The organism is Candidatus Dependentiae bacterium, assembly GCA_016871815.1.
In the GTDB taxonomy this organism is placed as follows: Bacteria; Babelota; Babeliae; order Babelales.
The window spans coordinates 1-14,497 of sequence record VHBT01000023.1; the positions used below are offsets into that span (position 1 = coordinate 1).

10 protein-coding genes are annotated in these 14,497 nt (G+C 39.0%); 7 read left to right on the forward strand and 3 right to left on the reverse strand.

What is annotated here, in order from left to right:
- Together FJ366_03585 and FJ366_03590 are read right to left on the reverse strand one after the other, a co-directional pair.
- Positions 1–1,500, reverse strand: a 1,500-nt coding sequence (locus tag FJ366_03585) for a hypothetical protein (GenBank protein MBM3894646.1), incomplete at its 3' end; no start/stop codon positions are given.
- Positions 1,501–1,581: 81 nt separating this feature from the next.
- Positions 1,582–2,193 (reverse strand): hypothetical protein, encoded by a 612-nt coding sequence (locus FJ366_03590; protein ID MBM3894647.1) that lies wholly within the window; start codon positions 2,191–2,193, stop codon positions 1,582–1,584.
- 104 nt (positions 2,194–2,297) lie between these two features.
- Between FJ366_03590 and FJ366_03595 the strand changes: the two genes are divergently transcribed.
- The 3 genes from FJ366_03595 (at position 2,298) to FJ366_03605 (ending at position 6,531) form a co-directional block, all read left to right on the forward strand.
- Complete coding sequence (locus FJ366_03595; GenBank protein MBM3894648.1) at positions 2,298–3,182, forward strand: hypothetical protein; 885 nt, start codon at positions 2,298–2,300, stop codon at positions 3,180–3,182.
- A gap of 88 nt (positions 3,183–3,270) precedes the next feature.
- Positions 3,271–5,169, forward strand: coding sequence for an ABC-F family ATP-binding cassette domain-containing protein (locus tag FJ366_03600; GenBank protein MBM3894649.1), 1,899 nt, complete (start codon positions 3,271–3,273; stop codon positions 5,167–5,169).
- A gap of 180 nt (positions 5,170–5,349) precedes the next feature.
- Positions 5,350–6,531, forward strand: coding sequence for a hypothetical protein (locus tag FJ366_03605; protein MBM3894650.1), 1,182 nt, complete (start codon positions 5,350–5,352; stop codon positions 6,529–6,531).
- Positions 6,532–6,590: 59 nt separating this feature from the next.
- Here the strand turns inward: FJ366_03605 and FJ366_03610 are convergent, their stop codons facing one another.
- A complete protein-coding gene (locus tag FJ366_03610; GenBank protein ID MBM3894651.1) occupies positions 6,591–8,588 on the reverse strand; it encodes a hypothetical protein in 1,998 nt (665 codons plus the stop codon).
- Between the two features lie 156 nt (positions 8,589–8,744).
- Here FJ366_03610 and FJ366_03615 point away from each other — a divergent pair, with 156 nt between their 5' ends.
- The 4 genes from FJ366_03615 to FJ366_03630 form a co-directional block, all read left to right on the forward strand.
- Complete coding sequence (locus tag FJ366_03615) at positions 8,745–10,118, forward strand: hypothetical protein (protein MBM3894652.1); 1,374 nt, start codon at positions 8,745–8,747, stop codon at positions 10,116–10,118.
- Positions 10,119–10,127: 9 nt separating this feature from the next.
- Positions 10,128–11,609 carry a hypothetical protein gene (locus tag FJ366_03620; GenBank protein MBM3894653.1) on the forward strand — a complete coding sequence of 494 codons (1,482 nt, stop codon included), beginning with the start codon at positions 10,128–10,130 and terminating at the stop codon, positions 11,607–11,609.
- Between the two features lie 120 nt (positions 11,610–11,729).
- On the forward strand, positions 11,730–14,165 hold the full coding sequence (gene bamA / locus FJ366_03625) for an outer membrane protein assembly factor BamA (protein ID MBM3894654.1): 2,436 nt from the start codon (positions 11,730–11,732) through the stop codon (positions 14,163–14,165).
- Between the two features lie 74 nt (positions 14,166–14,239).
- Positions 14,240–14,497, forward strand: a 258-nt coding sequence (locus FJ366_03630) for a hypothetical protein (protein ID MBM3894655.1), incomplete at its 3' end; no start/stop codon positions are given.

A 14,497-nucleotide genomic window follows, 5' to 3' on the forward strand; every position in this document is an offset into this window, starting at 1 on the left:
AAGCGCTTTAGCGGTGCTGGCAAGATCCGCCGATTCTGACTGGCAAATAATTTGTTGTCTGATTTTGTCGGGAATGTTGTTAAATTTTTGTCGGCATTCGGCAAGCTCGTTTGCATACTTCATATCTTGCTTGATCTTCATGTAGTAATAGCGCTCTTTCAGTGCATAGGCCAAAATTTGCGGGTGTGTTAGGTTCGTTGATTGCGGCGTATGATCAATAAATTCAGCGGCTCTGTGCGTAGCAAAACTCTCATCTTGTAGCCCAATATGCAGGTACGTTTTTCCAAGACACACTTCTGGCGCATCTGTTTGCGCTGGCAGCAGTTCTTCATGCGAAACAATGCGAGTTGCGTACAGCATGGGCCTAACATCATCAGGAGAGTGTATTGGTGGATCGCGCAAAGATTTTGATCTGCAGGGGAAAATCGTGATAATTTTTTGTTCATCTGGGAGTAGAATTGCTAAAAAATCTTCTGACAAATCGATACACAAAAAGTCTTTTGATCCTGCAAGCGGAATGGCGCGATTTTGTGTTATACGTTCTGCAATGAGCGCAGAAATCTGTCGCGGATTAAGTCCATATTTTGCGATCACATATCGTGACCGACTGGAATAAAGATACGAATCGTGAGGATATGTGTAGGGGCTCAAGCGAGTTGAAGTACACATAACATCGTGCAGTTTTTCTTCGTCCCAACGTGTTGGTAACGCATCCAACGATTGCAACTCTGCGTCAAGATTGTCACGCATCTCCGGCGAAAAACTATTAAACGTTGCAAGGCAAAGCGTCTGATTTTTCTGGTCGATAATTGCATATTTTTCCGCTTCAAATGCTTGCTCGTTTTCAAAATTGTATGAGCAGTAGGTGTCGTATCCTTTGATGACATAGAGCACGCGATTGGCCTGCGGATCGAAAATGGCACAAAAGTCAGCTTTTTGATTGGCGATAAATCGCAGTGATGGCTTGCGATGAAAAACAGTATATTGTTTTGCGGCAACATCTTGAGCTACTGCTAACGGCGAGATGTTTTGGGTGTCTAGTTGATACACTGCATAGGGATGAAAATTGATTTCACGCATATGAGAAACACCATCCCAATTATCAGGATCGTGCGTCCAGTGCTCAGGACTGAAGGGAAATAATTGTCTGTTTTTTGCAACCTGTGAGCGAACAGTGCTTTGCATTCTTTGAACTGCACGAGAGCACTGACTTTTAAGATCACAATCTTCATTTTCTGCACGTTCCTGAGCGCTCAGTTGGCGATGGGCGGGAACAACCGTTGGCTGTGTGTAAAAAAATATTGGTTCGTGATAGACCGTTGATTGATAGGTCTGAATCGAAAACTGACCGCTCGAAAAAAACGATGGCGGTTGTGGCGGCGGCTGCAAAATAATGCGATGTCCAGGAGAAAGATAATCACGTGAATAATTATGCGTCCATGAATCGGCTGTACACCATGAAATACTGCTCAAAAACAGGAACAAAGAAGAGACAACCATACAAACACTTTCATGAATCATTCATGCTGTCAAAATCATGCTAGTTGCTTTTTGCGCATGGCAGAACAGTTTATGGAAATGTTAACTGAGTGATGCTGGTGAAAATGGTCGTAAGTGATATGTGATATACGATTCAGGCGATTTAGTTGGGATTGCGGGTGGGACAAACTTTACACAGAGTTTTTCTATTTCAAGAAACCGCTTAAGAAAGGTTTGATAGATTGTAGAATCGCAAATTACGAGCGCATCTTCAAAATTAAAAACATTTGCTCCAACTGTCCAGTTGTAAGAGCCAACCCATACCTTTCCATTAACGAGTGCGAACTTATGATGCATTAATCGAGATCGAACAAACCCTTTGCTGAGAGGGTAGTCTTGTGGTGTAAAAACTTTAAGACCGTAAAAGTAGAGTTGCTTGAGTTTGCTGTACACAGTTTTGCTGGTGTGGGAGTCTGAAATAATTCGTACGTCTACTTTTCGTTCATGAGCTCTGATTAAGGCATTTGCTATGTTTTGATCAGACAGATAGTAGATTGCGGCGTAGATTTTGTCAGTTGTTTGATCGATTTCTTTAATTAAATAGCCAGCTGGTCTATCATCTGGTGCAAAGTAAACTTGAATGGGTGTTGCGCTGGCGTTGTTTTCTAAACACATTAAACCAATAAAAAAAAGCATGCGGGAGCAAAGATTCATACGGTTTTTTAAATAAAAAATTTGAAGTGTTTGTGCAGCGTATAGTGGCGTTGAGTGAAAAATAAACAAACACGTTGGATAGCTTTAGCGTAGTGGTGGGTTGTATGAGAAATAGTATTGTGTTATTTGGCCTTTTATGGTCGATGTCTGTTTGTGGATCAAAACAAGAAACTCACGATCCAATGATTGATCATATAAAAGAAATAACAACAAGCTTGCAGGCTGTTATAAAAAAAATGACCGAAGAGTCTGACAAAAAAATTCTTTATGATGTTTTGGATAAAATTGGAGCGATCCAGCGAGCGCATAAAGATTTACAAACTCGCTGTGATGAGCTTGAGCTTGCAGCAAAACCTCCCGCAACTAATATTAATACTTCTTCTGTGGCTCAGAAGGTTGGTTTGGTTACTCTGGAAAATCTTAAAAAAGATTCTACGCCGCCAGCGCCGAGCAATACGGGTTCAAGTCCATCTACACAAAATACTCAACAATCAGCTACTTCTTCGGGTCAAAATGATGATTTAGCTAAAATGTTAGAAATGTTGAAAGCGTCAACTCCTCCAGCGCCTCAAGTAACGCAACCTCCAGCTCCGGTAGGCATTCAGCCTGCGCCAGCAGAAATAAAATCGCCAGAAGTGAAAAAAACCTTAGAAATTACATCGGAATTACCGAGTCCTGCTAGTTTGGCCACTCAGGCATTGAGGGTTGAACCTCTTCTAATTGCACCAGTAATACCTCCGTCGATACCAGATGCGACGCAGGAGCAGCCACAAGTACCAACTGTAGATGAACAGAAAGCGACTACTCCAGAGCCAGCGGCGGAGCAGATTCCAGCAGTCGAAGTGTTACCAATTCCCGAGGTCCCCCAAGAATCAGCTCCTGAAGTAGGGCCGTCTTTGGAGCAAACAAAAACGCCTGAAAAACCTACCGATTCTGTTTCATCTGGTGAGGTTGACTTGCCAGCACTTCCAGAGTTGCCTGCGGTATAAAAAACGTTGTTTTTTTGACCCTTTTGCGTTGTCTTGAGTGTGAGCGTATACTTATTAGATTGTTTAATGTTTTTTAATTTAAAAATATATGATTTTAGTAAGTGGACTGTCGTTGCGGTATGGTACGCGCGATATTTTTGATAACGTTTCTTTTTCCCTTAAGCGTGGGATGTCTTTGGGTCTTGTTGGTAGGAATGGGGCTGGAAAATCAACGCTTTTAAGGATTTTAGCAGGATACGAAAAAGCAGATTCTGGAAGTATTTCGATAGAAAATGGCAAAAAAATGGCCTATCTTCCACAGGAAGTTGTATTGACCTCGGATCGTACGGTTTTTGATGAAGCTTTTGCCGTTTTTGATGAGCTTGATCGTGATTTGGAAGAGCTAAAAAAGCTAGAGGCTTTGATAGAAAAAGGTGAACTGTATGAAATTGATGATATTGAACGGTATGCAGCGCTTCATGAGCGTCTTGCAAATGCCGATAAGCATGCAGCCTTAAAGCAAACGCTATTGGTTCTTTCTGGCCTAGGGTTTGACGAATTTAAGCAAAAACAATCGGTTTCGGAGTTGAGTACGGGCTGGAAAATGCGACTTGTTTTGGCAAAATTGTTGTTACAAAAAGCAGATTTTTATTGTTTTGACGAACCAACTAACCACTTGGATATTGTTGCTAAAGACTGGTTCTTAAAATTTCTTAAAAGTGATGTGAAATCGTATCTTTTGGTGACTCACGATCGGTATTTCCTTGATCATGCGTGTAATGAAGTTTTGGAAGTAGAAAATGGTGAAATTACTTGGTACAAAGGCAATTATTCTCAGTATGTTGAGCAAAAGGATGCAGAACGTGAACGATTGGTTCAGGCATCAAAATTGCAGCAGCGAGATATTGAGCGCAAAGAAGAATTGATTGCAAAGTTTAAGGCTAAAGCTTCAAAGGCAGCGTTTGCGCGAAGCTTGCAACGGAAACTTGATGATATGGAAGTGATTGAGATTCCGCCCGTTCTTCCAACAGTTCATTTTTCGTTTGCTGGTGTAGAGCAGTCGGGGGCTCATCCGCTGCGTATCAAAAATCTTGCGATGCAATTTGGGGATAAAAAACTTTTTTCTGGTGTTGAGTGTGAAATTCAGCGAGGCGAAAAAGTTGCCTTAGTTGCGGCAAACGGTGTTGGTAAATCAACACTCATGAATATTTTGGCCGATAAGTTAAAACCTACTGTTGGAGAATTTGCGTGGGGCTATAATACAAAAATGGCCTATTTTGAGCAGGATCAGCTGTTGGCGTTGGATCAAAATAAAACAATTTTGGAAGAAATAACTGCAAACTGTGCGCGGGTAAGTGAATCAGAGATGCGTCGCATGTTGGGATGTTTTCTTTTCTCTGGTGATGATGTTCATAAAAAAATTCGCGTGCTCAGTGGTGGCGAACAAAATCGCGTTGCGATGGTAAAAGTGTTGCTTCAAAAATCAAATTTCCTTTTGCTTGATGAACCGACAAACCATTTGGATCTTTTTATTAAACATGTGTTATTGCAAGCGTTGACGCAGTACACCGGTACATTGTTATTTGTTTCTCACGATCAAGATTTTTTGAGTAAGCTTGCAACACGTATAATTGAATTAACGCCTCAAGGCTTGCGTGATTACAAGGGTAATTACGATTATTATTTGTGGTCAAAAGAAAAAGAAGCAAAAGAAGATGCGGCTCGGTTGGCAAGTCAACCAGAAGTAAAGCAAGTTCAAAAAAAACATGAAGTCGCTACCTCTCATGCCAAAATAAATTATGAAAAAGAGCTTGCGGCCCTTGATAAAAAAATTAAACACCTTGAAGGCGCGTTAGCGCAAAAAGCTCATCAACTTGAGGGGCACACATATGGAACTCAACCGTTTGTTGCAATAACAGCTGAACTTGAGCTGATGCAAAAACAACTTACAGAATTAAATGGCGAGTGGGATCTGTTGTTTGAGGCACAATCAAGCCAAGAAAAATAGGGAATTTATTTGCAGAAAGAGTTCTGCAAAATTGTGCGATTCAGGCAGTATCAAAAAAGTTGCAAGAAGTAATGTTTCTTGCAATTTTTTTGATTTTATAAATAGTTTGTTTTTTATTTTTTCTGTTTGTTACAGTTCGCTTTAGCAATGGTCTAAGGCGTGCTTAATGAATAGGAAAAAATGAGTACAAGTTGGGTAAAAAAAGTTTTATTGTTGTTGTGCGTTGCAAGTGCATTTGGAGTGTTTTGTCCTCGAGGGCGGCAGTTGGTTCGGACTGACAGACTAAGGCCGGATTTTTTCTCTGCTGATCCAGGCTTGCGAGCAAGCGCAAGGGCGCGAAAAGAATTAGCTTTTGTTGAAAAAGCTCAAGAGTTGAACGCTGCAGATGATGTGATTTGTTTGTGTGGTTGTGTTGGGTGTGGCTGTTCAGTTGATGAATCTTCAGACGCTGTACTGGCTGATGAAATGCATGAAATCTTGAGTGATGCTTTGTCATTTTTTTCTTCAATTATTTTGAATTTGTTAGAGGTTAAAGATCTAGAAGCAAAGAAAGTCCTTTTACGTCTTTCGGCGTGGATGAAAAAAATTGAATCAGAAAGAGCTGTCGTTGGTAGCACGTTGTTAGACCTACTCATCACAGATCAACCGATCTTGGGGCCGAAAGGTTATGGAATTGATTGTGTTGAAGCTGTTAACGTGATTGATGTTAATAAATTTGTAAATACGACAATTGGTGTTGGTTTTGACGAACTTTGTGAACTGCATAAAGATGATTCTCCTCAGGTTGTGAGCTTGATTAAAGATTTTTGTGAATTGTTCGAAAAGCTTTTTCCAGCTTCACCGCAGATGCAAGCATTAATCCTTTTTGTTCAAATGTTTTGGGCTGATGTTGCCGTGGGTAAACCTGCAAGAGCTGCAAGTTCTTCTCGAGTAGGATTGCCTCTGCGAACTCCTCCTCGAGGGTTGCAAAAAAGTTCACGTCAAATATTTAAGCCATCGCCTTCTAGGTCTGCAAGCTCTGCAGGATCACTTGGTTCGTTGGTTGAAGAGTTTGGTGGTGGATGGGGCTTTTATCCTCTTTGTGAAGTGGAAGATTCTCGTCCTGGATTGGGTGAGGCTCTAAGAGATTCTGATGATTCAGAAGCTTCTGAAGCTTCTGTTGATTCAGATGATACGAGTGTTTCAGGTGATTTAGGTGACAGGTCTTTAAGGCCTGGTAATGGGTTTGCTTTTTGTATGCCGCGAGCAGGTGCTCCGGCTACGGTATCCTTTTTAGAACCTGTTGGTGGTAGAGTGGATAGGGCTTCTCGGGATAAAGAAAACCCTACAACAAGAAAGCGTCCAAGACAAAGAGAAGATTAATCAGATCATTTAACGTTATTTTATAGAGGGACATCTGTTAGCAGGTGTCCCTCTATAATTTAGGCCAGTGTATTATTTTTTAAGTATTCAGCTGATTTTTTTGCAATATCAGCAAGAGCTTTTTTGGTTTCTTCGATATCAACGCTGTCTGGGGCATCAGATGTTTTTGGGGTAGATGTTGAGAGTGGTAATGGCGTTGGAGTTGGTGTTGGAGAGATTACCGGCGCTTGCGGTGTTGATGGTGGATTGCTTATTTGTGAATTTTGAATTGATTCGGTAGCGAAAAGCTCCAGCTCTTCACGTAATTCTTTTTCGGCTTCTATTTTTGCCTTAAAGATTGCTTCTTCTTTTGAGATGTCGCCTTCGTTTTGATTTCCTTGTTTTAGCAGCATTATTTTAAGGTCATGAATTTGTTTTTCAAGATCTTCGCGAACATTAGCCAGAGCTTTGACTGCGATTTTTTGTGATTTAACATTTTGCTGGCTAAGTTCTCGTCTGAGTTGTTCGAGTTGAACGGTGAGATCTGCAACTTGCTTGTTTTTTGAATCAAGCTGTGTTGACAGTTCTCGTCGCTGATTGTCCAACTTATTGTTTTCGTCTGAGAGTTTCTTCTTTTCGCTTTCTGCTTGTTCTTGCTTGAATTTTATTTGCTCCATTTGTAGCTCAAGTTCGCGACGTTTATGTTGTTCTTCGTCTAGATTTTTTTCGATGGTACGCTTCTTTTCTTGAAGGTCATCTATTTTTTTGGTGAGCTCGCTCAGCTGCGTTTGTAAGTCTTTTTTCTCTTGGCTGGTTTTTGCAGAATCGGTTGTCATGTTATCGAGTCGTGTTTTGATATCTTTTGCTTCTGTTTGAGCTTGTGTGAGTTGTGCTTCTACTTTTGTTCTTTCAGCTTTGAGTGATGAAATGTCTTGAGACGTTGTTTGTTCTAATTTTTTTAGTTTTTCTTCGGAGGATTTCTTTTCAGAGACTGCTGTTGAAATATCATTTTTCAAGAGATTCATTTTGTCTTTATTTGTTCCGATAGACATTTCAAGCTCAAGAACACGTCTGTTTCGCTCTTCAATTGTTTTTTTAGCGTCATCAAGTTTTTTTTGAAGTTTATTAACCATTGAATTTCCCGGAGTTGCTTTAAGGTATGCCGGATCTTTTGATTCAGCGATTGCGGCTTTTACTATTTCTATATATTCGCTTGTGTCTGAAGGGAGTTCTCCATTCCACTCATCTGGATCGGTAAGCCTTGAGTTGAGCTCGTAAAGCAGTACAGTTGAGGCTCTATCAAATTCTGATTTGGAAGCTTTTTTGATGTTGATTTCTTTGCTTAGCAATGGAATCGAAATACGTTGAGCTTTGAGCAGAAGTTCAAGTCGGCTATTTCGATCTAAAATAGCTTTGTAGTGTTCGTCATCAACTAATTTGGCGTGAGCCATTGTTTTTTCAAACCAATCGCGTTGAGCATTAAATAATTCTTTGAAATCTTGTAACTCTGCTTCATCTTCTTCCCCTGAGGCAATGGTGTCTGCAAGCTCCGTTGAAAGTCTGTTAAATCGAGCTGTTTCTGTAAGTTTCCAGTCAAGTGAAATAAGCTCTTGATCTTCTGAAGCAAGTAATTCTTTTGCATTAAGTCGTTCTAGTTCTTCGGCGATAGCTTTTTGTTTTTCGGTTATTTTTTCTAGTTCTTCTTGCCGTTGCATAGCTAATAATTTTTGTTCTTTTTTTTGTTTAAGTTCTGCTATTTCGCGATCTGTTTCTTCTTGAATTTGTTTTAATTTTTCATCAAACATTCCTGCAGGCTCTGGAAGAGCTTCTGTGATTACTGGTTCTACTATTTTTTTTTCAGGCGCAGGAGTTGTTTTTTTTGTTTTTTTCGCAGGCGTCATTTTGTTGGATACGCTTTTCTCTGAAAAAGGTTCTGCTATTTCATCTACAGGGGGAGTTGTTTTAGTATTGGTTTTGATGAGTGATGAACTGTCATCATCAGATCGTATGATTCGTGATGATAAATCTGGGAAGAAGAGTGCTAGAAGGGTAATAAAGAGAAGGGTAAAACGTTTCACGGGTTAGTATTCCTTTTTTATATTTTAAAAATAACCACCGACAGCTGCAGAGTGTAAAAAAGAGTTTTGTTATCTTGCAATTGTTCTGGTAATTGCTTCCTGTTTATATGCCTGGTAATTTGAAAGGAAAATAATTTTTTTTGTGTAAAAACATGCATGCGTAAAGTTCAATATTTTCTTATTTCTACGTGCCTTCTATTTCTTGGAGTGTTTTTACTTTTATTAATAAAGAAGGCTGATATTAAACCTTTTTTGCCTGTTTTTTTTGATAAATCAAAAGAACACCGGATAGTTGTTTTTGTCCATGGAACATTTGGAGTTATTGCTGGACTGGCAAGTGCACCTTCTTTGTGGAGAGATAAATTAGAAGGGAGTATTTATAGACGAATTGTTTCCTTGATGAGACGAAAAAATTTTTTTTATTCAAGTCAGCCGCTTCTTGGTCTTGGCTTAATTGGTTTTGAGTCATCAAGTAAAAGCAGTGGTTTTTTGGATAAATTTGCCATAAAACCCATCGCGTATTGTTATGAGGAATGTGCAAAGTTAGCTCAAAATGATTCAGAAATTAGACATTACTATGGATTTGGATGGAGTGGATTGTTGAGCCAAAAAAGTCGTCGAAGAGCATCTGTTCGCTTGCTAAATCAATTGCATCAAGAGATTTTGAAATTTAGAAGAAATGGTATAGAGCCAAAAATAACTCTTTTGTGCCATTCTCACGGAGGAAATGTGGCACTCAATATGGGAATAATCGCCTATTTACTAAAAAAAGAATCAAACGAGCTCTTTGATTGCGTTAAAGTTTCTGATGCAATTCAGAAAAATGAAGATTTGCTTGCTTCGCTTTCGCCTGAATTGCCATTAAAAAAAGAAGATTTGAAGTGGATGTATCGGCCTGCAGTTCCTGATTGGAATGTTGAGGAACTTGTTTTGTTGGCAACCCCCTTGCAGGAAGAAACAGATACTGGAATCATGACATCTTTTTTTAAGCAAATTGATAGTTTTTATTCATTTGCTGATCATATTCAAACGAGAGATATTGTTTCGACCAAGAATTCTTTGAGTAATCATCGATTCACAGAAATTGAAGAAATTTTAGAAAAAAAAGAAATCGATATGCCGTGCAAGGTTCGTCAAATTAGACTTATGTATGGCCGTGCATTTTCGCCTGATGGAGAGCGAATAGTTTTACGGAGTGGTTTTTTGAGCGATCCTGGACATAAGGATTTTTGGCACTTAATATATCCGCTTAATTTTAGAAGAAGTCTTTTGCGGCCTGTTCCTCTTGTTGCGTTGTATCCCGTATTTAAAAAAATACTTAATACGCTTAAATCAGAGCATGACGTAGATTTAAATATTTCAAGCGCCAATGATGTCATCTGTTTTTCTCTTCAGCGGCATGATGAATTAGAGGTTATCGCAAGAGATGTACATGATAGACATTTTTTTAAAGAGTTGCGTCGGATGCTGTATGGATGGCGACAAAAGGGCTTAATGTATCAGATTATGGGTGCATTATATTTATTGTAGGGGTGTAGAGTGCGAAAAATAATTATTGGTTTTGTCGTGTTTCTCTTTTTTGTTATCGCGACATGGTTTATGTGGTTAAAATTTTCTTTTACATCAGAAAAAAAAGAACCGGTTATTGTTGAGATTTTAGACAAAAACAAAGAACATCGATTGATCGTTTTTATTCATGGCACTTTTGGCTCTAGTTTATCGTTATTGGATGCGCCATCGGTCATGCGTGACAATATCAAGGGTTCTGTGTATGCAAAAACTGCACGAAGTATGCGAAAGGATACTTTTTTTTATAGTGCTCAGCCATTAATGGAGCGAGGATTGAAGTCTTTTGAGCCGACGTTTAATAGCAAGGAAACAGAAAAGCTTTTTGCGGTCTATCCAATTAGCAAAAGTTTTGATCTTTTTGCACAGCAAGTTGGGGGTGCAGATGAGCAGCGGCATTATTATGTTTTTGGCTGGAGTGGGTTGTTGAGTCAACACAAACGACGTCAGGAAGCAATTCGCTTTTTAAATGCACTTTCTGAGCAGATCGCTCGATTTAAGGAAAATGGTATTAACCCGAAGATAACAATTCTTGCGCATAGCCATGGTGGAAACTTAGTGTTAAATGCAGCGGCTTTTGTTTCGATTGTGAGAAATGAAGATATTTTTAATGGTGCGCGAACTCAGGAATTACTTGTTAAGAAAAAACTGGGTGAAATTTTGTGTGGGCTTGTGCCAAAAAATGCTGTTATTGGAAAAAAGGGGCAGAAGTATTTGGATTATGAGTTAGTAAATCCCGATTGGAATATTGATGAGCTTATTATGTTGGGGTCTCCAATTCAACCAGAGACTGATTTTGCCGTGCAATCATCGTTTTTAAAATCTGTTTTACATTGTTATTCAATCGCCGACAAGGTTCAATCGAGTGATTGGGTGAGCACGTCTCGGTATTATAGTGATCAGCGTTTTAATTGCTTGCAAAAAGAATTGCAGAATGCAGGTTTAAATCTGCCAGCTTCTTTAAAGCAGGTTCGAATCATGTTTGATCGTGAGGTTTCAGCAGAAGGCTCTTTCGAATTAAAAACAGATTTAAATAAAGATAAAACATGGTGGTCGTTATTGGTTGGAGACTTTCATAAAAACATAGAACGCATCGATCCGACACACAAGGAGCTTTGGTTTCTTGTTTCTCGCAAGGATGAAGAAAAATCTATTTTAAAACCACTTCCTATTTCTGTGTGCGCACCCGTGATTAGTGCATTGCTTAACTCAACTTCGTTAAATGATATCGATTTGAACATCGCGCATCGAAGTGATGATTTGACCTTTGACTTTTCTGAGCATGCAAGTGGAGTTGTAGTTGGTTCAAAAAAAATTGAATGGAATTTCTTTGATGTTATGCGAGCACAAGCTACTGCATGGGAAGCCGATGCTGAATTTTTGTCTCGCGAAGAGTCATTAATTTTTTCTCATTTGCGTGCTGTACAGCAGCCTTACGACGTGTTTTTGAGCTAATAACAATCAAGACTGGTTTTTTTTGTCGTCTTAGATATTCTTTAGCCAATATTTTATGCTTTCAGGGACGAGTTGTTCTTGCAGGTATAACGTTTAATTATGATAAAGCGGTAGTAAGTTATGCACATGATTAAGTCTTATTTTGCTCGCGTGATACCATTTTTTATGGTTCTTCTTCTGGTTTCTTCGGTGAGTTCAACATCGGTGTTTGAGACAAAAATTATTACGGATATTGTTATTCACGGTAACTCCTTGGTTCAAAACGATGCTATAGAGCAGCGGTTTTTGTATAAAAGGGGTGATGTATTTGATCCTTCGTTGTCGTCTGCAGCTATTAGTAAATTAAATTCGATGGGATATTTTTCTCAGATAAAAATAGAAAAAGAGGAAGATGATAACGATGGCGTTGTTTTGTACCTTTCTCTTTCTGAGAAAAAACCTTTTGTTTCTTTTGAAATTGTTGGAAATGAAAAAATTTCCACAAAAAAAATCGGTGAAAAACTAAAATTAAAAAAACGCGTTGCAATTGATGATGACGATGTAAAATTTTTTTGCTCGCAAATACAAAAATTGTATCGTGAAGAAAATTATCACAACACTTCAGTAAAGGGTGAACTTAAAAAATCTGAAGATTCTGATGGGCTTGATCTTTTGATTACGATTGAAGAGGGAAAACCATCGCAGATTCGAGAAATTTGTTTTGTTGGAGTAACCAAAATTCCAGAATGGCGTTTGAGATCGACTTTATTGACTAAGGAGTTGTGGCTTTTAGGGTTTGCTGATGGTTCAGGAAAATATAATCCAGACATGGTAGAATATGATCGCCAACTTATAGAATTTGCATATCAAGATCTTGGCTTTGCAAATGCGCAAGTAAAAGATGTTGTTGTTGAATATCCAGAAGGTCCTACCGGGTGTTTAAGGTTAACTTTCCACATCGATGAAGGCGATCAATATTCTATTCGGTATGTAACACTTCCTTATGACTCTGAAGTTTTAAAATCAGATTTCTTGGATGCTATAATGGTCAAAGAGGGTGGGATTTATTGTCGAGCAGATGCGACAGCTACAATCCAGCGCTTGCAGGATGTCTATGGAAAATATGGCTATGCAAATGCAGAAATTTTTCCTCAATTAAAATTTAATGAGGAAACAAAAACAATCGATTTTACCTTTGATGTTGAAAAAGGTCAGAAAGTTTATGTCAGGGCAATTGATATCACGGGAAATAAAGTTACTCATGATAGTGTTATTCGTCGCGAGCTTTCGTTGGAAGAAGGTGCGTTGTTAACTTCCCGTGATAAGCGTATATCTCAGAGAAGAATTGAAGGTTTAGGTTTTTTTGAACGTAATGGCGTTAAATTTATAACTCATAAGTTGAATGATAATTTAGTTGATCTTGAGATCGAGGTTACTGAAGCAAAAACAGGTAATGCATCCATGACAGCAGGATACGGAGCAAAAGAAGGCCGTCAAAGTAGTAATATGAATATTGGGCTTAATGTAACAAAGCGTAATTTGCTTGGACGAGGCTGGGGAATTGGTGCCGACTTGCGTGGCGAAGGCTCAGACTTGTGGCAACTTAATTTTAATTTTTCCAATCCATACATGTTTGAATCGAATATTGAATCTTCGTTTGATTTTGGCTATCGCAGAGATGAACATTCACAATGGTATCAGACAGTTACTCGTCCGGTTGAACAAGTTGCTGCTCTTACTTCGGTTTTTGCGTTCAGGTTGCCAGATATTGATCGTGATTTACGGTGTGGTCTTTCTATGGGGATCGAAGGTAATAAATTTGTAAATTATAACGATGTAAAAAAAGAAATGGTCGAAAAATTGTCTTCACATGGATTGTTCTTGCTTGATCGAGTCTTGGCTTCTGGAAGTTTTTTTGCAATTGGGTCGATTATTACCAAAGACACGCGCAATCATCCGATCTATCCGTCGCAGGGGTATAAGTTTCAGTTGACGAATAAAGTTGCAGCACCATTACTTTCTGGAACTGCTGGATTTATGAAGAGTGAAATTCTTTTAACGTGGTATACACAAATTATCGAAGGTGAGCGTTTGATTCTTGCAATTAGAGCTCGAGCTGGAACAGCACATGCCTTTTCTGGCTATTCTGTTCCATATCGCGAACTATATCATATGGGTGGACAAGATACGGTTCGTGGATTTGTTTCTGGTGGAGCAGGACCCGTTTTTGTAGAACCTGGCGAGAAGCGTGAAAAAAATAACACACCACTTGGCGGAACAAGATCGGTGTTGTTCAACGCTGAATTGCAATTTCCGATGGTTGAATCCTACGGTATGCGTGGTCGATTATTTTATGATGCTGGCTGTGGGTGGGGTAGTCCTGTCACAGATGTTCCTGAAGGTTCTCTTCAGTATGTTAAGCGTAATGACTTTAACGTGCGCCATGCTGTTGGATTTGGCTTTAGCATGACAAGGCCTCAGAATATTAAAATTGACTGGGGATACAAACTCGATCGAGACAAAAAATTCAAAGAATCTGAATGGGAAGTTTCGATGAGTATGAATGCTCCTTGGTAGCGCAAGCATTGTTTAATCTTTACTGCATTTTGTACCATTAAACCATCAGGCGATTTTTTGAGAAAGAATGTTTTGTGGTACATCTTTTTGTGAGTATTTTATTTTTATTTGGTGCTTTGAATCTTGAGGCGCGAGATTTTATAAGTAAGACTTTTTTTAAATCACAGCCATTGAATAATTCCTTTGGCTGTGGTTTTTTTGATTCAGCTCCCGAAAAAAACGTCGCAAGTAGTTGGTTTTTTCAGGATATTAAATGTAATGTTTCTGCCATTTATCGTTGCTCGCGGGATGAAGAAAAGCTCGGAGAATTTTTTGGAATAAAAAATGGTTCT